This window comes from Pantoea sp. X-Soil-TKNS-1280, from assembly GCF_059730475.1.
Genome location: NZ_AP035962.1, coordinates 1789282 through 1812190, shown reverse-complemented (window position 1 = coordinate 1812190; position 22909 = coordinate 1789282). Strand labels below are relative to the sequence as shown.

Below are 22909 nucleotides of genomic sequence, written 5' to 3'. Positions count from 1 at the left end.
CTTAATCATGCGGTGTCGAAGCGCTAATCAGGGCTTCCCTGGTCGCTTCGCTTCGGGGCAGATCGGCGGTGATACGGCCATCGGCCATCACCAGAATACGGTCAGCCAGTGCCATCACTTCATCCAGCTCGGAAGAAGAGAACATCACCGCCAGCCCACGTTGCGCCAGGTTGCCAATCAGATGGTAGACATCGGTTTTCGCCCCCACGTCAATGCCGCGTGTGGGTTCATCCAGCAGTACCACCTGTGGACCGGTCATCAGCGCTTTGCCCAGCACCACTTTTTGCTGATTCCCGCCGCTGAGTGAGGTGATGGGAAGTTCCGCATCGCTGACTTTAATCGCCAGCTGACTGATCATCTCATCCACCCGGCCCCGCTCCTGCTGCGGATTGAGCATCCGCAACGCACGACGAAAACCGCGCAGGCTGAGTTCAGTAAGGGTCATATTGGCGGTGATCGACATTAGCTGTACCACGCCCTCGGTCTGACGATCTTCCGGTACCAGGGTGATGCCTTTTTTTAGCCGCTGCTGAAAGCTTTGTTTGTCGAGGGTGGCACCATTCAGACAGACACTGCCCGACTGGCAATGCATCATGCCGATCAGCCCCTTAAACAACTCGGTACGCCCGGCACCGAGCAGACCGTAAATGCCGATAACCTCACCTTTACGCAATGAAAACGACACATCATTCAGTTTGTAGCCGCCGTTCTGATGTAACGCCGTCAGCCCGGTGACATCGAGCACCGTCTCACCCTGTGGCGCAGGCTGGTAATCAAAATGTTTTTTCTTGTCGCCAACCATCTGTTCAATGATCCACGGGATAGAGGCATCGCGAACGTCGCGTTCACTGATAAAACGTCCGTCACGGAAGATGGTGATGTGGTCACCAATTTCCATCAGTTCCTCCAGCCGGTGCGAGATATAGATGATGGTGACGCCACGCCGCTTCAGTTGGTCAATCACGTTAAACAGCACTTTGACCTCGGACTGGCTCAGGGCGCTGGTAGGTTCATCCATAATGAGTACCCGCGTGTCTTTCGACAGTGCCCGGGCAATTTCCACCAGTTGCTGATGGCCGATGCCCAGCTCCCCCAGCGGAGCATAGGGATCCACATCCAGCTCCAGTCGCTCCAGCAGGGATTTCGCTAACGCATACTGATATTTTTCATTGATCACGCCGCGCTGGAAAAACTCGTTGGCGATGAAGATGTTGTCCATCACATTCATATTGGGGAACAGGTTCAGCTCCTGAAAGATGATGCTGATACCATGCTGTTCCGCCTGATGGGTGGAACTGAGCGTGACCGGTGCACCATCAAGCCAAATCTCACCGGACGAGGGCGTCTCCACCCCCGCCAGCATTTTCATCATGGTAGATTTGCCCGCGCCATTTTCACCAATCAGCACGTTAACCTTGTTGCGGTAAACACGATAGTTAACCTGATCCAGCGCGGTGACGCCGGGATAAATGCGCGAGACATTGCGGGTTTCGATAACCACATCCGGCTGTCCGGCAGGCTGAGGATTGTGCATCGCCATCTCCTTATTGCCGGGTGATTTGCGCCGGGGTGATATCCGGTGCCTGTTGCGGAATATCCCAGCTGCTGAACACGCCAGCCAGCGCCACTTTATCGCCGGTTTTCGGTTTAAAGGTCTGCATCATGTTGGACGCCTGTTGATTGATGGCCCGGCCATAGTCACCAAACAACACCTGATCGTTGAAGTCCTGATAGCTGGCCCCTTTGTAGGCATCACGCAGGGCGGTACCGCGAATAATTGGCCCCATCTGCACCGTCACCGTTTCGCCGGACGCATCTTTCACCGTCATTTTTCCACTGCGTGAAGTGGTGTTAACGCCAGTGACTTCGCCCTGCACGCTCACACTGAACACGCAGGGATTCTCTTCCTGGCTGCGATAACCCAGGGTTTTACAGGCGGTATCAAAATCCTTCGCGGATTGCAGTTCTTTCATCAGTTGTGCCAGCGGCTTCGCGTCATGCGCCACCTGTGGCACCAGCTTTTGTTGCCATGTGCCCGCAATATTTGTCATTTGCGGATTGGGGGGATTCTTCAGGTCGGCCAGCTCCTGCTGCGACACAATGCGGCAGCCGCTAAGGATCACAACAGGAAGCAGCAGCCAGAGTCGTCTGTACATCACATTCTCCCTGGCGCCCGACGAGCGGGCGCACCTGCGTGAAATTAAGATTTGTAGTTAAAATCCTGAACGTTTTTCGCATTTTCCGGGGTGATCAGGATGCCGCGGAACATCACGCGCTGTTTCTCAGGTTTGGTGCCTTTCTGGATATAGTTATCAAGATCGGTCACACCCTGTGCGGCAATCGCCTGCGCCTGCAACATCACGGTGGCTTTCAGTGATCCCGCCTCGACCGCATCACGTTCATCGTTGCTGCCATCAATCCCCACCACGGTGACATCATTACGTCCGGCCGCTTTCAGCGCGGCGATCGCCCCCAGCGCCACCGGGCCATTGCCACAGATCACCCCTTTCACATCCGGATGCGCTTGCAGGATGCTGTCCATGATGCGTTTGCCATCGATCAGCGTACCTTTGGCATCCTGGCGCGCCACGCTCTGCATATCGGGGTATTGATCGAGGACCTGATGGAAGGATTTGGAACGGGTGACGCAGTTATTGTCGGCGAGGTTACAGGTCAGTTCAGCGTATTTGCCCTTCTCACCCATCTTCTCCACAAACACGTTGGCCACATCTGAACCAGCCTGGAAATTGTTGTGGGTGATTTGTTCCAGCGCCACATCGTCAACCGGGATTTCACGGTTAATCAACACCACCGGAATACCGGCATCTTTCGCCTTTTTGATCGCCGCGACGCTGGCGGTGGAATCAGCGTTATCCAGCACGATGCCCTGCACCTTTTTGCCGATGGCCGCATCAATCAGCTCACTTTGTTTCTTCACATCTTCACCGTGCGACAGCACGCTGGTTTTGTAGCCAAGTTCCTGCGCCTTCAGGTTGGCCCCTTTCGCTTCAGAGGCGTAATACGGGTTATCCAGGGAATTCACCAGAATCATGATGGTGCCTTTGTCCGCCGCGAGGCTGACATGCGAAACCAGACAACTGGCAATGGCGGTTAACAGCAGGGTACGGGTTTTCATGGTGATGTCTCTCATTGTAATTATTACGTTTGCAGGGTTGTCGCCTTCTCTGGTGCGGGCGCGGAACTACCAAATGGTGAAGCCACCGTCGATCATCAGATCGGCGCCGGTGATCATGTCGCTGCCGTTGCTGGCGAAAAACAACACTGCCGCAGCGATTTCATCGGTGTAGGCGAAACGTCCCAGCGGAATCAGGGTTTTCATTTGTTCCCCCTTCTCGCCGCGCCAGGCTTTTTCACCCATGGGGGTCAGCACCACTGTCGGCGACAGGGTGTTGACGTTAATACGATGCGGCGCAAACTCTTTCGCCATCACTTTGGTCATGCCCAGCAGTCCGGCTTTGGCCGAGGTGTAGGCCACATGATTATCGATAGCGATAGACGCGGCCTGCGACGCGATATTAATAATCTTGCCGCCCTGACCGGCGCGGATCATGCGCTTGCCTGCCGCCTGCGAGCAGAGAAAAGGCCCGGTGAGATTGACGGCAATTTGCTTCTGCCATTCGGCAAACTCGGTTTCCAGCACCGGTTGCAGCATCACGTAACCTGCACAGTTCACCAGGATATCGAGATGGCCGTAATGTTGTTCAACGCGGGAGAAGGCCTCCTCCACCGATTGGGGATCGGTGACATCACAACAGACCAGCAACACGCGCTCAGCATCAAACTGGCTGCTGACACTGGCGACTTTGTCGCTTTCGAAGGGAGGGTAAAGCAGCGCCAGGCGGGCACCTTTTTCCAGCAGCATCTGGTTACTGGCCATGGCGATCCCACCGAGTCCCCCCGTCACCACCGCGACTTTACCGGTCAGGTCCTGGTCTGAATTCACGCCGTAACGCAGATTTACATCATATTCCCCACTCATCCTTACTCTCCCTGGTTGTCAGTCGATAGCTTTAGTTATGGCTGGTCAGCGGGTGACACTTGCCACTCATTTTCGAACAAAAATATAAGCTATCGTTTGTTAATGGTTTGTGGGTGAGATCAAATTTCATACAAATTACCAGCATAATTTTTATCTTCATGTATTTATTGATTTTTATAGAATTACGCAAAAATCAGCATGGATAAAGGTGCTGCTTTGTTATTGTGAAATCAATTCCATATCGATTTTATATTTTCGTTCGAAAATCAATGTTTGTGCGAGTCACCTCGCAAATCCCCTGAGCGCAGAGTAAAATCAGCTCGGGTTTCTTTTCGCAACGATCAGACCGTGATTGGAAAAAGGGAGAGTTTCGATTGAAAAGTAAAACTGAGCAGCTGGCCGACATGCAGCAGCGCCGTGAGAAGATACTTGAGATGATCCGTGAAGACGGCACGGTCACAGTAAAAGCGCTGACAGAAACCTTTGGCTTAACGGAAGCGACGATTCGTACCGACCTGCGCATGTTGCAGAAGGCCGGGCATGTGCAGCGTTATCATGGGGGGGCCACCCTGATGACCGGTAAGCAAAATACCGGTGCATTATTGCTGGAACGTCAGACGCATCTGGACGAAAAGGAAGCCATTGGTCGCCTTGCCGCGCAGTATGTTGAGAACGGTGATACGGTGATTTTCGATTCCGGCACCACCACGACGGCGATTGCCGAAGCTATTGGCCATATCCGCCGTCTTTCAGTGATCACCACAGCGGTAAACATTGCGTTGAAACTGGGAGGGGAACCGGGGATCAATATCCTGCTGACCGGAGGGACGTTTAAGTTTCCCACGCTGTCGACGTCGGGAGAAAAAGCCGCCTCGTTTTTTGAGAACGTGCTGGCCGAAAAGCTGTTTCTGGCGACGGCTTGTATCTCTCCTCGTCTGGGTTTAAGTTTCCCCAGCGAGACCGATATCAAGGTGAAGATGGCGATGATTCAGTCAGCCAGTACCGTGTTTGTGGTGGCCGACTCGAGTAAAATTGATAAGGTTTCGATGTTCGCCCTGCCCTGCGACTGGAGCCATATTCACTACCTGATTACCGATAGCGGCATTACGGCCGCGCAAATCGCTGCTTTTGAAGCGCTGGGTGTGCAGGTGCTGGTTGCCCCGCCACTGGCCGTGGCGCAGCGTCGGGCGATGTAAATCAACATCCCGTCCGTAGCGGCGCGATTTATCGCGCCATTCTATCCACGATATCGGCAAAACCCGCGCGATAAATCGCGCCGCTACGGAACACTACGGATTAATTAAAACCCTAAACTATCCAGCAAATCATCAACCTGGTCCTGGTTCGCCACCACACCCGGTGCATCGGTGTGAATCTGCGGTCCATTCAGCAGGCTGTTGCTTTGCTTACGCTGCTCGGCACTCACTTCTGGCATGTTTTCCAGCAACACCATCAACAGCTGGCGTTCAATTTCCTGGATGACATCCATCATGCGCTTAATCACCTGCCCCGTCAGATCCTGGAAGTCCTGCGCCATCATGATTTCCAGCAGCTGCTTGTTGGTAAACGCGGTGTGCTCCGGTACGGCGGTGAGGAATTCGCGCGTATCCGAAACCAACTCGCGAGCATCCGCCAGCTCAATCGGGTTTTCAAACCAGGCATCCCAGCGGCCTTTCAGCTGGTTAGCGCCGGCTTCCATTTTGTCCTGGTGCGGCTGCGCCGCTTCAACGCAGTTCAGCGCACGATCTGCCGCCTGCGCCGTCATCTGCACCACATAATCCAGACGATCGCGCGCATCAGGAATCGCTTCCGCCGCTTCAGCAATCGCCTGATCCAGCCCCAGCTCACGCAGGCTGTCACGCAGCATGCGCGTCAGCGAGCCGATGCGGGCAATGATATCCTGTGCCGAGACTTCTTCTGTTGGTTTCGGAAGGTCGCTCATCACATCTCCTTACATACCCAGTTTTTCGAAGATCTTGCCTAATTTTTCTTCCAGTGTGGCCGCGGTAAACGGCTTCACTACGTATCCGCTGGCTCCGGCCTGCGCCGCCGCGATGATGTTTTCTTTCTTCGCTTCCGCGGTTACCATCAGCACCGGCAGTTTGCCCAGCGTGGCATCGGCACGAATGGTTTGCAGCAGTTCCAGACCGTCCATGTTGGGCATGTTCCAGTCAGAAATTACAAAATCAAAGCCGCCTGCGCGCAGTTTAGTCAGCGCATCTGCGCCGTCTTCTGCTTCTTCAACGTTATTGAATCCCAGCTCTTTTAGCAGGTTGCGGACGATACGACGCATCGTATTGAAGTCGTCCACCACCAAAAAGCGCATATTTTTATCAGCCATATCTACTCCTGTGTTGTCTTGCCCGGCAGGACGGGCCTGTTAAATTCGCAATGCCTGTCCGGCGCTAATTTTTGCCAGCATGTGCTGGCTGATGTGGCCTAAATCAACCACTTCACTGGCTCCGCCGAGGGCAATTGCCTCACGCGGCATACCAAATACCACGCAGCTGGCTTCATCCTGAGCGATGGTCCAGGCACCAGCACGATGCATTTCCAGCATCCCCGCCGCACCGTCGTTACCCATCCCGGTCAGAATCACTCCCACTGCATTTCGTCCAGCGTTTACCGCTACCGATCGGAACAGCACATCCACCGAAGGTTTGTGCCGATTCACCGGCGGTCCGTCGTTCAGTTTCACCACATAGTTGGCACCGCTACGCCCCAGCTCCATATGCATCGCGCCTGGCGCGATATAGGCATGGCCGGGCAGAATGCGCTCGCCATCCTCCGCTTCTTTCACGGTAATCTGGCACAGCTTGTTCAGCCGTTCGGCAAAGGAACGGGTAAAGCCTGGTGGCATATGCTGGGTGATTAGCAGCGCCGGGCTGGTAGCCGGTAACGGCTGCAGGACATGACGAATCGCTTCGGTGCCACCGGTAGACGAACCAATGGCGATCAACTTTTCACTACTCAGCAGCGGTACCGCTTTCAGCGTGACGGGTGACGGCGTTGCCGCGCGGACATGCAATTTGGCACGCGCCGCCGCACGGATTTTGTCGGCAATCATCTGGCTATAGGCCAGCATTCCCTCACGGATACCCAACTGCGGTTTGGTGACAAAATCTACTGCGCCCAGCTCCAGCGCACGCAGCGTGATTTCTGAGCCTTTACCGGTCAGTGATGACACCATCACCACCGGCATTGGCCGCAGACGCATCAGCTTTTCGAGGAAATCGAGGCCGTCCATGCGCGGCATTTCCACATCCAGCGTCAGCACTTGCGGGTTGTACTGCTTGATTAGGTCACGTGCCACCAGCGGGTCCGGCGCAGTCGCGACCATCTCCATATCGGGATGGCTGTTGATGATTTCTGTCATCAACTGCCGCATCAGCGCAGAGTCATCCACGCACATCACGGTGATTTTGCTCATCGTCTTTCCTTGGTCAGTCCATAGACTGTCTGTCCACGCAGCCAGAACTCTTTACTGATCTGGCTGAAGTTCTCTGAATGCCCGGCAAACAACACACCGCCCGGTTTCAGCAGGGGAACAAACCGGCGCAGGATTTGCTCCTGCGTCTCTTTATCGAAATAGATCATCACGTTGCGACAGAAAATCGCATCAAACGGCCCCGGCAGCGACCAGTCATTGGCCAGCAAATTCAGCTGCGCATAACTCACCTGACTGGACAATTCAGAACGTACCCGCACCATGCCTTCATGCGGACCCGTGCCGCGCAGGAAAAAGCGCTGTAGCTGTGATTGCGACAGTGTGCGCAGCTCCTCCTGGCGATAAACGCCCGCCACCGCTTTTTCCAGTACCTGGGTATCAATATCGCTGGCATGGACCTGGAATTTCCCCGGCCCGGTGCCCAGCGTTTCCGCCAGCGTCATGGCGATAGAGTAAGGTTCCTCTCCGGTTGACGCGGCAGCACACCACACGTTGTAGCTGCCACTGCGCTTACGTGCATGGTCGGCTAAAATCGGGAAATGATGCGCCTCACGGAAAAACGAGGTCAGGTTGGTGGTCAGCGCATTAATAAATGCCTGCCACTCGGCGCTGTTCGGATCCTGCTCCAGCAGACCCAGATAGCGGCCAAAATCGTCAATATTCAGCATGCGTAGCCGACGCACCAGACGGTTATAAACCATCTCGCGTTTGTGGTCGGCCAGCACGATACCGGCACGCTGATAGATCAACTGGCTGATACGACGAAAATGCGCATCGGAAAGCGGCAGACGCTGTACCATTTGCGTCAGCAGCGATGTCGCTTCATTTTGATCCAATAACGTCGATTTCTTCATCTCAGGTCACCCGGCAACAAACTGATTAAATTATGGTTACTGCGGTTGCTACTGTGCTGCCAGTGCGCACCCGGGTATGTGGGCCGTGTTGCCACGGCCTCAGGGCTTAAAAGGTTTCCCAGTTATCGTCAGCGCGGGCGCCCGCCGGTTGAGCCAGTGCTTTTGGCGCCGCCGGATGCAATAATTTTGGCGCTGTAGATACGTTAACGGCCTGGGCGACAAATTCTTTACCAATATTGAACACCGCGACCGACTGTTTCAGTCGGCTGGCCTGATCTTCCAGCGCGGCAGCCGCGGTGGCGGACTCTTCCACCAGTGCGGCGTTCTGCTGTGTCACGCGGTCCATTTCGTTGACCGCCAGACCCACCTGGTCAATCCCGCGGCTCTGCTCATCCGACGCCGAGGCAATTTCGCCCATAATGTCCGTCACCCGCGTGACCGCGTTGACGATATTGGTCATGGTCTCGCCTGCACTCTCCACCAGCACCGAACCGGTGTTGACGCGGTTTACCGAGTCCTCAATCAGCCCTTTAATTTCTTTCGCTGCCTGGGCGCTGCGCTGTGCCAGGCTGCGCACTTCACCGGCCACCACCGCAAAACCACGGCCCTGTTCACCGGCACGTGCGGCTTCAACGGCGGCGTTCAGTGCCAGGATATTGGTCTGGAAGGCAATGCCGTCGATCACGCTGGTGATATCAGCGATTTTCTTCGAGCTACCGGCAATTTCTTTCATGGTGGTGACCACGCCATCTACCACTTTGCCGCCCTGCTGCGCGGTATCGGAGGCAGTCAGCGCCAGCTGGGAAGCCTGGCGGGCGTTTTCGGCGTTCTGTTTCACCGTGGCGGTCAGCTGCTCCATGCTGGCTGCGGTTTCTTCCAGCGAAGCCGCCTGTTGCTCAGTACGTGAGGAGAGATCGTTGTTGCCCATGGCGATTTCGCTGGCACCGGTATAGATGGCGTCAGAGCCATCACGCACAATGCGTACGGTACGTGCCAGTTCCTGCTGCATATGTTGCAGCGAGCTGAGCAAGTCACCCATTTCGTTAGTCACGCTGACCTCAACCTGCTGCGTCAGATCACCCCGCGCAATATGGCGAATATGTTCGATACTCTGCTTCAGAGGGCGGATCAGTGCAGCGCGCATGCCACTCCACACCAGGGCGATCAAGACCAGAGTGACCGCCAGCAGGGCGACAATCAGCCAGACGGACTTGTGATACGCCGCCTGGTTGTCATCAATACCGCGCTGTGCGAGGATTTTGTTGTAACCCAGCCACGCGTTGTAATCCTTTTCAAATTTGTCCTGGAAGCCCTGAGTCGGCTGGTCAACAAACCCTTTGAAATTGCCAGCGCTGAGAAAATCAATCAGTTCCGCCAGTGCACCGTGGAACGCGTTGTAGTTGGCCTGTAACGTCAGCACGTTTTCTGCCGTTTTGCCTTTTTCTGACAGATTGGCGTTAAATTCGGCAAAGCCCTGATCGGCCATCTTCAGTTCCTCGCTGGCCAGCGCAACCAATTCTTTCACCGTTGCGCCCGATCCCGCCTGCTGGCTATCCAGCAGATAACGGATTCCGGCACGGTTCAGCGTGTTACGCGCCTGAACCAGAGAAACCCATGAGGTGCCCATCGCCCGTTGCAGAGTGACGAGGCGTTGGTTATAAGCAAAATTGTCCTTATCGGCTTTCACCGTTTGAAAAAACATCCCTCCGGAAAACAGCTGCAGCAAGGCAAACAACACCAGCACGCACAGCAGGCCGGAAACGACACGAATACGACTAAACATAAACACCTCATTGGTTGGCGGATCGCTTCTGTTATCGGCGTGTGAAGTGTGATCTTTATGTTGAAAGAAAGGGGTTGGACCAGCTGTGAAGACCCGGTAAGCGTGTCGCGGCGCGATTTACCGCGCGGGGGGCAGCATAGTGCTCGTCATTGCACGATAAATCGTGCCGCTACCGTGTGGTGCGATTTGTAGCGGCGCGATTTATCGCGCGGGTTTATGCGATAAATCACACCGCTACGGTAATGTGCAGGTGTCAGTTGTTAAGGGTGTTAAAACGTTTCCCAGTTACTGTCGCTGACCGGTGCGGTCACCGCTTTACGTGGCATATCGGGTACTTTCGGTGCAATCTGCGGATGGCGCGTCATCATGGTCGCTTCCTGCGCACGCGGAATCTTAAACACCGATACCGACTGGCTTAAACGGCTGGCCTGATCTTCCAGTGAAGCCGCAGCGGCCGCAGATTCTTCCACCAGCGAGGCGTTCTGCTGCGTCACGCGATCCATCTCGGTCACCGCCTGGCCGACCTGATCGATGCCACGGCTCTGCTCATCGGATGCCGAGGCAATTTCGCCCATAATGTCCGTCACTCGCGTGACCGCGTTGACGATATCGCTCATGGTTTCCCCTGCTGTCCCCACCAGCGCCGAGCCGGTATTGACGCGATTCACCGAGTCCTCGATCAATCCTTTGATTTCCTTCGCCGCCTGCGCGCTGCGCTGCGCCAGGCTGCGCACCTCACCGGCCACCACGGCAAAACCTCGACCCTGTTCACCGGCGCGCGCCGCTTCCACCGCCGCGTTCAGTGCCAGGATGTTGGTCTGGAAGGCAATGCCGTCGATCACGCTGATAATATCGGCAATTTTCTTCGAACTGCCGGCAATGTCGTGCATGGTACGCACCACACCATCCACCACGTTGCCGCCTTTCTGCGCAGTTTCTGATGCGCTGAGCGCCAGCTGCGAAGCCTGACGGGCATTCTCGGCATTCTGTTTCACCGTAGCCGTCAGCTGTTCCATGCTGGCGGCGGTCTGCTCCAGCGAAGCCGCCTGTTCTTCGGTGCGGGCGGAGAGATCGTTATTTCCGGCGGAGATTTCGCTGGCACCGGTGAAGATGGCATCGGAACCGTCGCGCACGTTGCTGACGGTACGCACCAGCGACTGCTGCATTTCCTGTAAACCTTCCGCCAGCTGGCTCATTTCGTTGCGTCCTTCCACCTGAATCGGCTGCGTCAGATCGCCGGAGGCAATGTGGCGGATATGCGACAGCAGCTGTTGCAGCGGCAGGATCAGCACCGAACGTAAACCAAACCAGCAGCCAATAATCACGGCAATCACCAGCAGTGCCACCGTTGCCAGCAGCCACATCATGGTGTCGAACGCGCGCTGATTCTGCTCTGCCCCGGCTGCCGCCAGCTCGCCCTGTTTGGTACGCCAGACCTCATACGAGGCTTTCATCTTCACCTGTTTAGCTTCAATGTTTTGCGCGAACATGCCTTGCAAATCATCCGCTTTTAACCGCTCCAGCATCGCTTTCAGGCCGTCGTTATAGGCCGCGTAGTCCGCCTCCAGCCGATCGCGCAGTTCCACCGGAAAGCCGGGCGTTGCGGGCAGATTGTAATAACGCTGGAAATAGCCTGACGCCGCATCAAGTTGTTTTTCCGTTTGCGCGATAAGCGCACTGAGCTGGCCGCCATTGGTCTGCGCAGCCATACTTCCCTGCATACGTAACATCGCGCGGTTCAGCACCGTGCGTGTCTGGTTAAGTTCAATCCAGGCATCACTCATCGCCGCAACGTTGTCGGTGGACACCTGTGCGACAGCAAATGCCTCCTTATCTTTTTGTAAAGCAGACCAGAACAGCCCGCCAGAAATTAACTGCAAAGCACCAAATACCAGCAACACGGCAATCAGGCTGGTGACTACATTGATTCGTTTTAACATGGGTTCCCCAAAAAGGTGTTTTCGGCTCCCCTGTTATCGACCGCGCCTCTGAATTTTTGAGGATGTTTAAGCCACTTTACAAAGTAAAATCCTGTCTTTTATTCCTGTGACAGAGTTTTATAACTAAAAAAATTAACATTAAAAAAAATGCGCCTTTAAAAGGCGCATGGGGTTAACACGAACAACAACGACGTCAGAACGTTTCCCAGTTGCTGTCGCTCACCGGGGCCGTCACGGCTTTACGTGGTACATCGGCGACTTTCGGCGCAATCTGCGGATGGCGCGTCACGGCCGGAGCAACCTGGGTGCGGGGGATCTTAAACACCGATACCGACTGGCTTAAACGGCTGGCCTGATCTTCCAGCGAGGCGGCCGCCGCCGCAGATTCTTCCACCAGCGAGGCGTTCTGCTGCGTCACGCGATCCATCTCGGTCACCGCCTGGCCGACCTGATCGATGCCACGGCTCTGCTCATCGGATGCCGAGGCAATCTCGCCCATAATGTCCGTCACCCGCGTGACCGCGTTGACGATATCGCTCATGGTTTCCCCTGCCGTCCCCACCAGCGCCGAGCCGGTATTGACGCGATTCACCGAGTCCTCGATCAATCCTTTGATTTCCTTCGCCGCCTGCGCGCTGCGCTGCGCCAGGCTGCGCACCTCACCGGCCACCACGGCAAAACCTCGACCCTGTTCACCGGCGCGCGCCGCTTCCACCGCCGCGTTCAGTGCCAGGATGTTGGTCTGGAAGGCAATGCCGTCGATCACGCTGATAATATCGGCAATTTTCTTCGAACTGCCGGCGATATCATGCATGGTACGCACCACACCATCCACCACGTTGCCGCCTTTCTGCGCAGTTTCCGACGCGCTGAGCGCCAGCTGCGAAGCCTGACGGGCATTCTCGGCGTTCTGTTTCACCGTGGCCGTCAGCTGTTCCATGCTGGCAGCGGTCTGCTCCAGCGAGGCAGCCTGTTCTTCAGTACGGGCGGAGAGATCGTTATTTCCGGCGGAGATTTCGCTGGCACCGGTGAAGATGGCATCGGAACCATCGCGCACGTTGCTGACGGTACGCACCAGCGACTGCTGCATTTCGTGCAGATTGGTCGCCAGCTGGCTCATTTCATTACGTCCTTCAATCACGATAGTCTGCGTCAGATCACCCTGCGCGATGTGCTGAATGTGTTTGATGTTGCTGTTAAGCGGGTTGATCAGCACTTTGCGCAGTCCAAACCAGCACAGCACAATCACTGCCACCACTACCGCCATCACTACCCCCAGCAGCCACAGCATATGGTTATAGGCGGCGAGGTTGGCCGTGACACCGGCTTCGGTCAGGCGGTCCTGATCGGCACGCCATTGGGTGTAATCCGTCAGAAATGCGCTCTGTGAAGGCGCGACCGGGAGTTTACCGGCACCTTCTACATCGTTGGCCTGGAGCGCATCCTGCATCTGGTTTAACGCTCTGCTGTAGGCGCTGTAGGTTTCATCCAGATGTTTGTTGACTTGCGCATCCTGACCCGGGGTGTCCGGAATGCTTTTAAACAGCGAGTAGAAATCCGCTGCCTTGTTCTGAAAGTTCTTGCTCTGTTCAAACATGCTGGCGAGATCGGCGGTCTCACCCGAAAGTTTGCTATTGGCAATACGCAGCATGACACGCGTCAGCAACACGCGGCTTTGGTTAAGACTCATATAAGCGTCGTTGATCGCCGCGGTATTTTTGCTTGCCAGTTGTGCAACATTAAAACTGCTTTTGTCATTGCTTAGCGCTTTGAAAAATAGCGAGCCAGAAGCCAGCTGCAAAAAGCCAAATATCAACAGCACCAGTAATAAACTGGTGACAACACGGATTTTCGTAAACATACCTTGCCCTGAAAAGTGAAAAAATGCAGTGGATTTATCGGCCAGAGGGTGGCGAAATTGAGAGCGAAAAGTGAATTAATTGCAAACTTGATGTTGATTTATAAGGAATTATTTCTATCAGAAATGATAACGGGCCGGTCATCCCGGCCCGTTACTCAACAATTATGCGCTACGCAGCGTGTCCATCAGCGCCATCTCTTCACTGCTCAGCAGCTTCTCGATGTCGACCAGAATCAGCATACGTTCACCCAACGCGCCAAGCCCTGTCAGGTACTCGGTTGACATGGTAACGGCAAATTCCGGGGCCGGACGGATTTGGTCCTGGGTCAGCGACAACACATCAGAAACGCCATCCACCACGATACCCACCACGCGGTGTTCCAGATTCAGCACGATCACCACGGTGTTTTCGTTGTAATCCACATCCGGCTGCGAGAACTTCACGCGCAGGTCGATAATCGGCACAATCACGCCACGCAGGTTGGTCACCCCCTTGATAAACTCCGGGGTGTTGGCGATGCGCGTTACCTGATCGTAGCCACGAATTTCCTGCACTTTCAGGATATCGATACCGTACTCTTCATCACCGAGGGTGAAGACTAAGAACTCCTGGCCCACGGTTTCGCCAGCGATTTTCGTCACGGTTGCCATTCCAGTCATTGTATTTACCTTTTCGTTATCGATTACGCTGCGGCACCGGCCACACGCTTTTCACGGTTCAGTGATTGCAGGGCTGAAACATCTACAATCAGCGCTACACTGCCATCGCCAAGGATGGTGGCGGCGGAAATACCCGGCACTTTGCGGTAGTTACTTTCAAGGTTTTTCACCACCACCTGGTGCTGACCAATCAGCTGATCCACCAGCAGGGCGTAACGGCGGCCCGCGCTTTGCAGGATCACCACAATGCCCTGCGTGGCATCGGTCTTGGCGTGCTGCACATCGAACACATTCCACAACTCGACCAGCGGCAGATATTCGCCACGCACTTCCAGCACACGCTCACCACCGGCCAGTGGTTTCAGTTCTTCGGCACGCGGTTGCAGCGATTCCATCACCGCGTTCAACGGCAGGATGAACACTTCATCGGCCACACGAACCGACATACCATCGAGGATCGCCAGCGTCAGTGGCAGCAGGATACGGATAGTGGTGCCTTTACCCTGCTTCGAGGCGATTTCAACGTGGCCGCCCATTTCCTGAATGTTTCGTTTCACCACATCCATGCCGACGCCACGGCCCGATACATCGGTGACCTGCTCAGCAGTGGAGAAGCCCGGTGCGAAAATCAGCATGCCGACTTCTTCGTCGCTCATGCTTTCGCTCACCGGCAGACCCGAAGACATCGCTTTTGCCAGGATACGTTCACGGTTAAGACCAGCACCGTCATCGATCACTTCAATGCAAATGTTGCCGCCCTGATGTTCTGCGGAAAGCGTCAGATTACCGACGGCACTTTTACCCGCGCCCAGACGTTTTTCCGGCGATTCGATACCGTGGTCAAGGCTGTTGCGGACCAGATGAGTTAACGGATCGATGATGCGTTCGATCAGGCTTTTATCCAGTTCGGTCGAGCTGCCGAGTAGCGTCAGCTCCACTTCTTTACCCAGCTTACTGGCCAGATCGCGTACCAGGCGGGGGAAGCGACTGAAGACATACTCCATCGGCATCATACGAATCGACATCACCGATTCCTGTAAATCGCGCGCATTACGCTCCAGCTGACCCATGCTGTTCAGCAGGTCGCCATGCGCCACCGGATCCAGTTCGCCAGAACGCTGTGCCAGCATTGACTGAGTAATCACCAGTTCACCGACCAGGTTAATCAACTGGTCAACTTTCTCGACCGCGACGCGGATACTGCTGGATTCGCTGGCTTTGGCAGGGGCTGCCGCGCGTTTGTTTTCACGCTTCACCGCCGGGGTGATCTCGGTGACGGTGGCGCTTTGTACCGGTTCAGCCACGACAGGTGCTGCTGGTGCGGTTTCCACCGGCGCGCTGCTGCCTTCCGGGAAAAGAATCTGCGCTTCTTCAAGCACAAAACACAGCACAGCGACGATGTCATCTTTGCCGACACCTTCAATGGTGGCTTCCAGTGCGTTGGCGCTTTTCACCACATCGCTTAGCGTGCCAAGGTTGCCCAGTTCTTCCAGCAACAAATCCGGTTCTTTCTCTTTCAGATCAACCAGGTGCAGGCGTAAACCCGCGCTGCTGACAGTGGGTGCAACAGGCTCGGCGACTGCCACCACCGCCGGGGCTGCCGGGGCTACCCCTTTGGCTTCAAGGGCCAGCTGACGCAGTGCTTCGCAGATGTAGTTGAAGCTTTCTGCGTTCGGTTCCTGCGCGGTTTTATAGGCATCGAGCTGTTCCTGCATAATATCTTTGGTTTCCAAAAACAGGTTGATGATGTCGGTGCTGAGCGCCATTTCACCACGACGCGCACCGTCCAGAATGTTTTCCAGGATGTGAGTGGTTTCCTGTAAAACCGTAAAGCCAAACGTACCGGCTCCGCCCTTTATCGAGTGGGCGGCGCGGAAGATGGCATTCAACTGTTCGGAATCTGGCTCCTGGGGATCCAGTCCCAACAGGTGTTGCTCCATGTCCGCTAACAGCTCATCGGCCTCATCAAAAAACGTCTGGTAAAAATCGCTGATGTCCATGCTCACGGGATCACCTCGGCTGTGAGGAGTGGTCAGTAGTCACCGCACTGGCGTTCGGATTGGCCGGAGCCGCTGGCGTCGTCGTTGCAGCCGGCGCTGCCGGTGTCGCTGACGTTGCTGGTGCTGTCGGCGCAGCCGGAACGGCGGGCGCGGTAATATCGGGAATAATCTGTGCCGGGTCGCTTACCTGAACGGCATCGCTCTCGGCATTTTCTTTTTCAATTGCCGCTTCGGTGTCATGGTTCAACACCAGCAGGCTAATGCGACGGTTTACTGCATCGTCACCACCGCGGTTTTTCAGCTTCATGGTGTCAGCCATGCCCACCACGCGTAGCATTTTGCTGCCATCAAGACCGCCCATCATCAACTCACGACGTGAGGCGTTGGCACGATCCGCCGAAAGCTCCCAGTTGCTGTAGCCGCGATCGCCGTTGGCATACTGGATGTCATCGGTATGACCCGCCAGACTGATTTTGTTGGGGATCGCATTGAGCAGCGGAGCGATGGCGCGCAGGATATCGCGCATATAAGGCTCCACCTCGGCGCTGCCGGTCTTAAACATCGGGCGGTTCTGGCTATCGATAATCTGGATGCGCAGCCCTTCATCCACCATGTTGATAATCAGATGCGGACGTAGCGCCTTCAGACGTGGGTCGGCTTCGATCAGCTGATCGAGCTTTTCGCGCAGGCGATTCAGGCGGATATCATCCAGCTGGCGCTTCTGTGCATCCATATCCACGGCTTTCTTCACTTCACCTTTCTTCTGCGTCGGGTCATCCCCGCCGCCAGGAATTGGGCTGTCACTATCACTGCTCCGCTGACCACCGGTTAACGCCACTTTAAGCGGCGTTCTGAAGTATTCTGCAATTTGTATCAGCTGCTGCGGGTTGGCGATCGAGAGCAGCCACATCACCATAAAGAACGCCATCATCGCCGTCATAAAGTCGGCATAAGCAATCTTCCATGAACCATGACCTCCCTCATGCCTTTTATGTTTGCGCCGTTTAACCAGCACAATGGGGCGATTGCCATGCTTCATGAGGCTTCATCCGAGGTTTGTTTAGCCGGGTTTTTAGCATTACGGACGTGTTCTTCCAGTTCCTGGAACGACGGACGTTCGGTGGAATACAGGGTCTTACGACCAAACTCCACCGCGATCTGCGGCGCATAACCATTGAGGCTGGAAAGCAACGTCACCTTAATGCACTGCATCATCTTGGTGGATTCAGCACATTTCTGGCGTAACACGGATGCCAGTGGCGAAATGAAACCGTAAGCCAGCAGGATCCCGAGGAAGGTTCCCACCATGGCATGCGCCACCAGCGCGCCCAGTTCTGCCGCAGGACGATCCGCCGACGCCAGTGCGTGCACCACGCCCATTACCGCCGCGACGATACCAAACGCGGGTAAACCATCACCGACCGCGGATAAGCTTTGCGCTGGCACTTCACACTCGTGCTCGTAGGTTTCAATTTCTTCATCCATCAACGCTTCGATTTCGAATGCGTTCATATTTCCGCTGACCATTAAACGCAAATAATCGGTAATAAAATCCACTAACTGTTTATCGGCCAGAATGCGCGGATAGTTAGCGAAAATTTCACTCTGGCTGGGATCTTCAATATCGCGCTCCAGCGACAACATCCCCTGCTGTCGTGATTTCGCCATCAGGCGATAGAGCAATGCCATTAAATCCATGTAAACGGCTTTGTTATATTTCGAGCCACGCATTAACAAGGGCAATGCTTTTAAGGTCTTTTTAATTGCCTTGCCATTGTTACCGACCAAAAAAGCACCAATCGCGGCACCACCTATTATCAGCAGCTCCGACGGCTGATAAAGCGCCCCCAGATGGCCACCGACCAACATGTAGCCGCCTAACACGGACCCGAGGACTACGATATAACCCAGAATAATCAGCACAAAAAAATCCTTACGTCCGTAACGTGTTGGTGGAAGTTAAGCCAGAGAGCCGCAGGTGTTATTCGCAAACGCAGAGCAAAAAAAAAGCAGCGGATTAACCGCTGCTGGATGGCTTCCACGATGCGAACAAACTTAAACGGCGTGTTTAACCTGTTCATCCAGCAGTTGTGGAAAGGTATCGGCAGATTCGACAGAAAGTTTACGTCTTTTTACGGCGCGTGATGGAGGCTGGCACAGGCTGCAAACAAAGCTGCCGACCGGCTGATGCGCGTGGTTGATAAAGCTGCCGTTACAGCATTTGCAGTCGGAGAGTTCCAGCATGCCACTTTCAACGAAACGCACCAGCGTCCAGGCGCGCGTCAGCGCCAGCAGCGGGCCTTCGTCCGATTGTGGGCATTGCTCAAGATAGAGTCGATACGCTTTAATTACGGCTTCCACACCGGTGCTCAAACCTGTTTTCAGCAGGAACTGCCAGGCGTTACAGAACATCGAAGCGTGGATATTTTGTTCCCAGGTCATGAACCAGTCAGTGGAGAATGGCAACATACCTTTCGGCGGCGGGCTACCGCGCAATTCTTTATACAACTTAATCAGGCGACCGCGGCTTAGCTGCGTTTCACTTTCCAGCATTTGCAGTCGCGCGCCCAGCGTAATCAGCTCCATCGCCAGCTGAATGTCACGCGCTTCCTGAACAATACTTTTTTCGCTCATTATACCGCCCTCTTTTTCGTGCCAACGTCGTCTTTCGACGCGTTACGCAGTAAACGGCTGGATAATAAAATACCGGTGTGGATTTGCTGTAAATCATCCACGCGGGATTCCTGAGTCAGGCGATTAATAATGTTGTGGTCAGTAAAGCGGAACTGGCAAACCAGTTGATTGGTTTCCGCTAATTTTACCATCTCAGGTAAAGTTAATTGTGCCAATGCATCTGCCATCGATTCATCGATGCCCAGACGAAACATTGCTGAAGCTTTTTCCTGGTTAATTAAACGCTGCGCAAGCAGTAAATATGACAGATTGATGTCATATATATGTTTTAGTAATTCTGATGTACCCATTTTTTCCATCCTGATAGACACGACATATATACGGCCATAGAAAATATTTCTCTATGGTTCGGATTGCTGGTTGGTAAATCTAAAGATGGCAAAAAATATTCAGGCATAAGCCAAACGTGTACTGAACTGTTTCACTTCCCACCGGGACACTGATCAGTAGTAGTCATAACTCCAGGCCAATCTTTTCTTGAGTTCTAACCATCTTCCGTGACGTCTGCTTACAGTTTTTTAAGACTAATCTGAAAACAAGGCAAATCTATATCGTCTGATTTCGACATACAACGTGATAAGTGTGAAATTTTAGATAAAGTGTGATCTACGTCACACTTTTAAGGCAAATTTTTTCTTCAACCCTTCAGCATTGCTTTTCTGTTGCTCATTTATTGAGCAAATCTGCTTTGTTTCGCTAATATTTCATTGTCGATTCGCTTACAAATAGCCATGCGGCATAATGTCATTATAAAGCGATCTTTTATCTGTATCGTTGCGATTAGGTCGCTACAATTCGCTACACCGATAAAAACATCTAGCATAAAACTCCAAAATTCATCGGAGTTATTCACTGACAAATTAATCACTTACGGGGAATATTGCGAAAAGGCACTACCAGCAAGGTGCTAGCATTATGTGAAGAGTCGGCGCGGTGCGGCAACTTATCGTTAACGGTTCGTAGGGAGTGTTTAGTGAACGGCAGTGGATGTAACAATGCGTTACATTAGAGATATGAATGAATCGCTGCGCTTACGCATTGATGTAACCAAACTATCGGCACATTACGCTCAGGCTTTAGGGTTGCATCGAAAAAAAAGCCGTATTCGACGCCTAATCGCTCATTTTTTCGCCATTGGTGCGCAAATCCCCTGCCGGGCAGGATTTTTACTGGTTAAAGAAATAACGTCGATTGCGTCGGGTGACAGTGAGCAGGATAAGCGTGTGGAAACGCTGTGCAGTGGATTACAGCACAGGGGAAAACGCGCGATAAATCGCGCCGCTACGAATACGTGCAAATATCGTAGCGGCGCAACGCCTTCATTACGCCAGCTTCGGGAAGGTCGCGACTTTATGCGCAGTGCTGTGATCGGCACTGCGCTGTGGCAGCGAGTTCAAATCGCGCAGGAAGCTCTCACGCCAGTGTGAGATATCATGCTCGCGTAATACCGTCATCATGTCGTTATAGCGTGAGATACGCTCGGTACGCGGCATGGTCAGTGCCCGGTCCAGTGCTGCCGCCACTTCGTCGCGATCGTAAGGATTGACGATCAACGCTGAGGTCATTTCATTGGCCGCACCGGCAAAACGCGACAGAATCAGCACCCCTGGATCATCCGGGTCCTGCGCGGCCACGTACTCCTTGGCCACCAGATTCATACCATCGCGCAACGGCGTGATTAGCCCGACATCAGTCAGCCGGAAAATCTTCATCAGCAGACGGCGGTCGAAGTGCTGATTGAGGTAATACAGCGGCGTCCAGCCCAGGGTGCCATATTTGCCGTTGATGCGGCCAGCTTCCGTCTCCAGTTGATGACGAATATCCTGATACGCCTGCACTTCGCCACGCGAAGTGGGCGCAATCTGCGAATAACGGATTTTGCCGCGATGCTGGGGATAGTGCTCCAGCAGCGCCTCATAAGCGAGGAAACGTTCCGGTAAGCCTTTAGAGTAATCCAGACGCTCACAGGCAATGATGTTTTGCACATCCCCCAGTTCACGCTTCATGGCCGCCATTTTCGGTGGCAGCGCACCTTCCGCCATCTCTTTAATACTGTCCGGTTCGATACCAATCGGATACACCTCAGTCATAAAGGTGTTGCCGAACGCGCGATGTTTCTTCTCGCCTTTATTCTGCAACTGCGTCAGCTGACTCAGGCTATCGAGGAAGGCCACGCGATCGGATTCTGTCTGGAAACCCAGCAAATCGTAGTCGCACATCATTTCCAGCAGCGCTTTGTGTGGCGGCAGCGCGTTGAAAATCTCTGGCGTCGGAAATGGGATATGCAGAAAGAATCCGATGCGATTATTAATACCCTGTTTGCGCAACTCAGCGGCAAATGGCAGCAGGTGATAATCGTGAATCCATAAAATATCATCCTCCTGTAACAACGGTTTCAGGCGATCGGCCAGCAGCGTATTGACGCGGCAGTAACCTTCCCAGGCTTCGCGCTGAAATTGCACCAAATCGAGGCGATAGTGAAAGGCAGGCCAGATAACGGTATTGGAAAACTGACAATAATAGAGATCATAATCGTTTTGATTCAGCGGCAGAGCGGCGTAGGTAATGCCGTCATACTCGCTGACGCTGACCTCCTCCTCCTCTTCACCAGAAATCTCACTGATCTCGCCGTTCCAGCCAAACCACAATCCTCCGGTGGTTTTCAGTGCATCCAGCAAACCGACGGCGAGACCGCCTGCACTGGCTTTTGTCCCATCAGGAATGGCGATACGGTTAGATACGACTACTAAGCGACTCATAACCCAGACTCCTTACCGACGTTGTCATGCTTTGATTGTAATAGTAATTGTTCAAGCCAGCTCCACACCGCATCTACGCTGCTGAGGCGATAGCGCGCATGGCTTGTACCTTCTCCGACCTTGACAGAAATTCCCCCCAGCGCATTAACGGCCAGGAATCCCTTCTCATCTGTCAGATCGTCACCCACAAATACCGGAATACGTCCGGTAAAAGGTACTTCCCGCATAAAGTCGCGAATGGCCGCGCCTTTATCGATTCCCTGTGGTTTCAGTTCCACCACGCATTTTCCCGGCTGGATCGCCAGCTCCGGAAAGCGTGCCACCGCCTCTTCAGCCAGACTGATGACGGCCTGTTCATACTCCAGCGCCCGACGATAATGCAGCGCAAACGCCATGCCTTTGACTTCCAGCTGCGTGCCGGGCCATTGATCCATGGTCTTCTGCAATTCCCGTTGCAGCGTTTGCGCAATATCGGCGGGCAGTGACTGGCGGTGCATTCTGCCGCTGGCATCACGCCGTTCCGCGCCATGCACGCCCGCTGCCGGGACTTCCAGTGGCGCAACCAGCGCATCCAGTTGCGCAACGGGACGACCAGACACCAGCGCCAGCGCACCATGGTTCAGATTGGAGAGTTGTTGCAGATGCTGGCGCACCGATGCGGGAATCGAAACCGACTCGGGCTGAGGCTGAATCGCCGCCAGCGTGCCGTCGACATCAAAAAAGAAGGCATATAACCCGCCGCTTAGCGACGGCAGGGTGCTGTTCTCATGTACCGCAGGGGTCACGTCACTCCTCCTGTATCAATGGCAGATAGCAATATCGATGTTCGGAGGCAGGTTGGGTGTGATCCGCCAGGGTCAGTGATGAGTCACAAACGGCGGGGAGGGTTTTCCGACAGGACGGTATTTCG

Annotated in this window: 20 protein-coding genes; 1 reads left to right on the top strand and 19 read right to left on the bottom strand. The window is 54.3% G+C overall.

What is annotated here, in order from left to right; all coding sequences use genetic code 11:
• Position 1: 1 nt before the first annotated feature.
• The 4 genes from AC6I8X_RS08490 to AC6I8X_RS08475 form a co-directional block, all read right to left on the bottom strand.
• Complete coding sequence (locus tag AC6I8X_RS08490) at positions 2–1534, bottom strand: sugar ABC transporter ATP-binding protein (RefSeq protein ID WP_313688511.1); 1533 nt, start codon at positions 1532–1534, stop codon at positions 2–4.
• 10 nt (positions 1535–1544) lie between these two features.
• Complete coding sequence (locus tag AC6I8X_RS08485) at positions 1545–2156, bottom strand: DUF2291 family protein (protein ID WP_084874011.1); 612 nt, start codon at positions 2154–2156, stop codon at positions 1545–1547.
• Between the two features lie 44 nt (positions 2157–2200).
• The gene (locus tag AC6I8X_RS08480) at positions 2201–3136 is read right to left on the bottom strand and encodes a D-ribose ABC transporter substrate-binding protein (protein WP_084874010.1); all 936 of its coding nucleotides are present in this window, start codon (positions 3134–3136) and stop codon (positions 2201–2203) included.
• Between the two features lie 66 nt (positions 3137–3202).
• Positions 3203–4000 carry a GolD/DthD family dehydrogenase gene (locus tag AC6I8X_RS08475; RefSeq protein WP_313688507.1) on the bottom strand — a complete coding sequence of 266 codons (798 nt, stop codon included), beginning with the start codon at positions 3998–4000 and terminating at the stop codon, positions 3203–3205.
• Positions 4001–4374: 374 nt separating this feature from the next.
• Between AC6I8X_RS08475 and AC6I8X_RS08470 the strand changes: the two genes are divergently transcribed.
• Positions 4375–5196, top strand: a complete 822-nt coding sequence (locus AC6I8X_RS08470) for a DeoR/GlpR family DNA-binding transcription regulator (RefSeq protein WP_416412656.1) — start codon at positions 4375–4377, stop codon at positions 5194–5196.
• A 104-nt stretch (positions 5197–5300) separates the two neighbouring features.
• On the opposite strand, the gene cheZ is transcribed toward AC6I8X_RS08470, so the two are convergent.
• From cheZ to otsB, 15 genes are all read right to left on the bottom strand, one after another.
• A complete protein-coding gene (gene cheZ / locus AC6I8X_RS08465) occupies positions 5301–5942 on the bottom strand; it encodes a protein phosphatase CheZ (RefSeq protein ID WP_299452332.1) in 642 nt (213 codons plus the stop codon).
• Positions 5943–5951: 9 nt separating this feature from the next.
• Entirely contained in the window at positions 5952–6341 is a 390-nt protein-coding gene (gene cheY, locus AC6I8X_RS08460; RefSeq protein WP_013508787.1) for a chemotaxis response regulator CheY, read from the bottom strand.
• Positions 6342–6380: 39 nt separating this feature from the next.
• Positions 6381–7430, bottom strand: coding sequence for a protein-glutamate methylesterase/protein-glutamine glutaminase (locus tag AC6I8X_RS08455; RefSeq protein ID WP_313688502.1), 1050 nt, complete (start codon positions 7428–7430; stop codon positions 6381–6383).
• Positions 7427–8302 carry a protein-glutamate O-methyltransferase CheR gene (gene cheR / locus AC6I8X_RS08450; RefSeq protein WP_310617006.1) on the bottom strand — a complete coding sequence of 292 codons (876 nt, stop codon included), beginning with the start codon at positions 8300–8302 and terminating at the stop codon, positions 7427–7429. The genes AC6I8X_RS08455 and cheR overlap by 4 nt, the downstream gene beginning before the upstream one ends.
• 106 nt (positions 8303–8408) lie before the next feature.
• Positions 8409–10085, bottom strand: a complete 1677-nt coding sequence (locus tag AC6I8X_RS08445; protein ID WP_313689450.1) for a methyl-accepting chemotaxis protein — start codon at positions 10083–10085, stop codon at positions 8409–8411.
• 269 nt (positions 10086–10354) lie between these two features.
• A complete protein-coding gene (locus AC6I8X_RS08440; RefSeq protein WP_497840887.1) occupies positions 10355–12025 on the bottom strand; it encodes a methyl-accepting chemotaxis protein in 1671 nt (556 codons plus the stop codon).
• Positions 12026–12218: 193 nt separating this feature from the next.
• On the bottom strand, positions 12219–13886 hold the full coding sequence (locus AC6I8X_RS08435) for a methyl-accepting chemotaxis protein (RefSeq protein ID WP_313689456.1): 1668 nt from the start codon (positions 13884–13886) through the stop codon (positions 12219–12221).
• Between the two features lie 162 nt (positions 13887–14048).
• Entirely contained in the window at positions 14049–14546 is a 498-nt protein-coding gene (cheW, locus tag AC6I8X_RS08430; protein WP_084874001.1) for a chemotaxis protein CheW, read from the bottom strand.
• A 23-nt stretch (positions 14547–14569) separates the two neighbouring features.
• Complete coding sequence (gene cheA, locus AC6I8X_RS08425; RefSeq protein ID WP_497841022.1) at positions 14570–16546, bottom strand: chemotaxis protein CheA; 1977 nt, start codon at positions 16544–16546, stop codon at positions 14570–14572.
• Positions 16547–16556: 10 nt separating this feature from the next.
• Positions 16557–17585, bottom strand: coding sequence for a flagellar motor protein MotB (gene motB / locus AC6I8X_RS08420; protein ID WP_313686659.1), 1029 nt, complete (start codon positions 17583–17585; stop codon positions 16557–16559).
• Positions 17582–18469, bottom strand: coding sequence for a flagellar motor stator protein MotA (gene motA / locus AC6I8X_RS08415; RefSeq protein ID WP_208714734.1), 888 nt, complete (start codon positions 18467–18469; stop codon positions 17582–17584). Before motA ends, motB begins: the two co-directional genes overlap by 4 nt.
• A 132-nt stretch (positions 18470–18601) precedes the next feature.
• Positions 18602–19180: a flagellar transcriptional regulator FlhC gene (flhC, locus tag AC6I8X_RS08410; protein ID WP_084873997.1), complete on the bottom strand. Its 579-nt coding sequence runs from the start codon at positions 19178–19180 to the stop codon at positions 18602–18604.
• Positions 19180–19530, bottom strand: coding sequence for a flagellar transcriptional regulator FlhD (gene flhD / locus AC6I8X_RS08405; RefSeq protein ID WP_084873996.1), 351 nt, complete (start codon positions 19528–19530; stop codon positions 19180–19182). The genes flhC and flhD overlap by 1 nt, the downstream gene beginning before the upstream one ends.
• 1032 nt (positions 19531–20562) lie before the next feature.
• Complete coding sequence (otsA, locus tag AC6I8X_RS08400) at positions 20563–21999, bottom strand: alpha,alpha-trehalose-phosphate synthase (protein ID WP_313686662.1); 1437 nt, start codon at positions 21997–21999, stop codon at positions 20563–20565.
• Positions 21996–22784 carry a trehalose-phosphatase gene (gene otsB, locus AC6I8X_RS08395; protein WP_313686664.1) on the bottom strand — a complete coding sequence of 263 codons (789 nt, stop codon included), beginning with the start codon at positions 22782–22784 and terminating at the stop codon, positions 21996–21998. Before otsB ends, otsA begins: the two co-directional genes overlap by 4 nt.
• Positions 22785–22909 lie beyond the last annotated feature (125 nt).

Excerpts from the sequence above, each read along its gene's own strand:
- cheR (WP_310617006.1), bottom strand. The coding sequence starts at position 8,302 with ATGAAGAAATCGACGTTATTGGATCAAAATGAAGCGACATCGCTGCTG.
- AC6I8X_RS08490 (WP_313688511.1), bottom strand. The coding sequence starts at position 1,534 with ATGCACAATCCTCAGCCTGCCGGACAGCCGGATGTGGTTATCGAAACC.
- cheY (WP_013508787.1), bottom strand. The coding sequence starts at position 6,341 with ATGGCTGATAAAAATATGCGCTTTTTGGTGGTGGACGACTTCAATACG.
- AC6I8X_RS08485 (WP_084874011.1), bottom strand. The coding sequence starts at position 2,156 with ATGTACAGACGACTCTGGCTGCTGCTTCCTGTTGTGATCCTTAGCGGC.
- cheZ (WP_299452332.1), bottom strand. The coding sequence starts at position 5,942 with ATGAGCGACCTTCCGAAACCAACAGAAGAAGTCTCGGCACAGGATATC.
- AC6I8X_RS08445 (WP_313689450.1), bottom strand. The coding sequence starts at position 10,085 with ATGTTTAGTCGTATTCGTGTCGTTTCCGGCCTGCTGTGCGTGCTGGTG.
- AC6I8X_RS08440 (WP_497840887.1), bottom strand. The coding sequence starts at position 12,025 with ATGTTAAAACGAATCAATGTAGTCACCAGCCTGATTGCCGTGTTGCTG.
- AC6I8X_RS08475 (WP_313688507.1), bottom strand. The coding sequence starts at position 4,000 with ATGAGTGGGGAATATGATGTAAATCTGCGTTACGGCGTGAATTCAGAC.
- AC6I8X_RS08455 (WP_313688502.1), bottom strand. The coding sequence starts at position 7,430 with ATGAGCAAAATCACCGTGATGTGCGTGGATGACTCTGCGCTGATGCGG.
- AC6I8X_RS08480 (WP_084874010.1), bottom strand. The coding sequence starts at position 3,136 with ATGAAAACCCGTACCCTGCTGTTAACCGCCATTGCCAGTTGTCTGGTT.
- AC6I8X_RS08435 (WP_313689456.1), bottom strand. The coding sequence starts at position 13,886 with ATGTTTACGAAAATCCGTGTTGTCACCAGTTTATTACTGGTGCTGTTG.
- cheW (WP_084874001.1), bottom strand. The coding sequence starts at position 14,546 with ATGACTGGAATGGCAACCGTGACGAAAATCGCTGGCGAAACCGTGGGC.
- flhC (WP_084873997.1), bottom strand. The coding sequence starts at position 19,180 with ATGAGCGAAAAAAGTATTGTTCAGGAAGCGCGTGACATTCAGCTGGCG.
- flhD (WP_084873996.1), bottom strand. The coding sequence starts at position 19,530 with ATGGGTACATCAGAATTACTAAAACATATATATGACATCAATCTGTCA.
- cheA (WP_497841022.1), bottom strand. The coding sequence starts at position 16,546 with ATGGACATCAGCGATTTTTACCAGACGTTTTTTGATGAGGCCGATGAG.
- otsA (WP_313686662.1), bottom strand. The coding sequence starts at position 21,999 with ATGAGTCGCTTAGTAGTCGTATCTAACCGTATCGCCATTCCTGATGGG.
- motB (WP_313686659.1), bottom strand. The coding sequence starts at position 17,585 with ATGAAGCATGGCAATCGCCCCATTGTGCTGGTTAAACGGCGCAAACAT.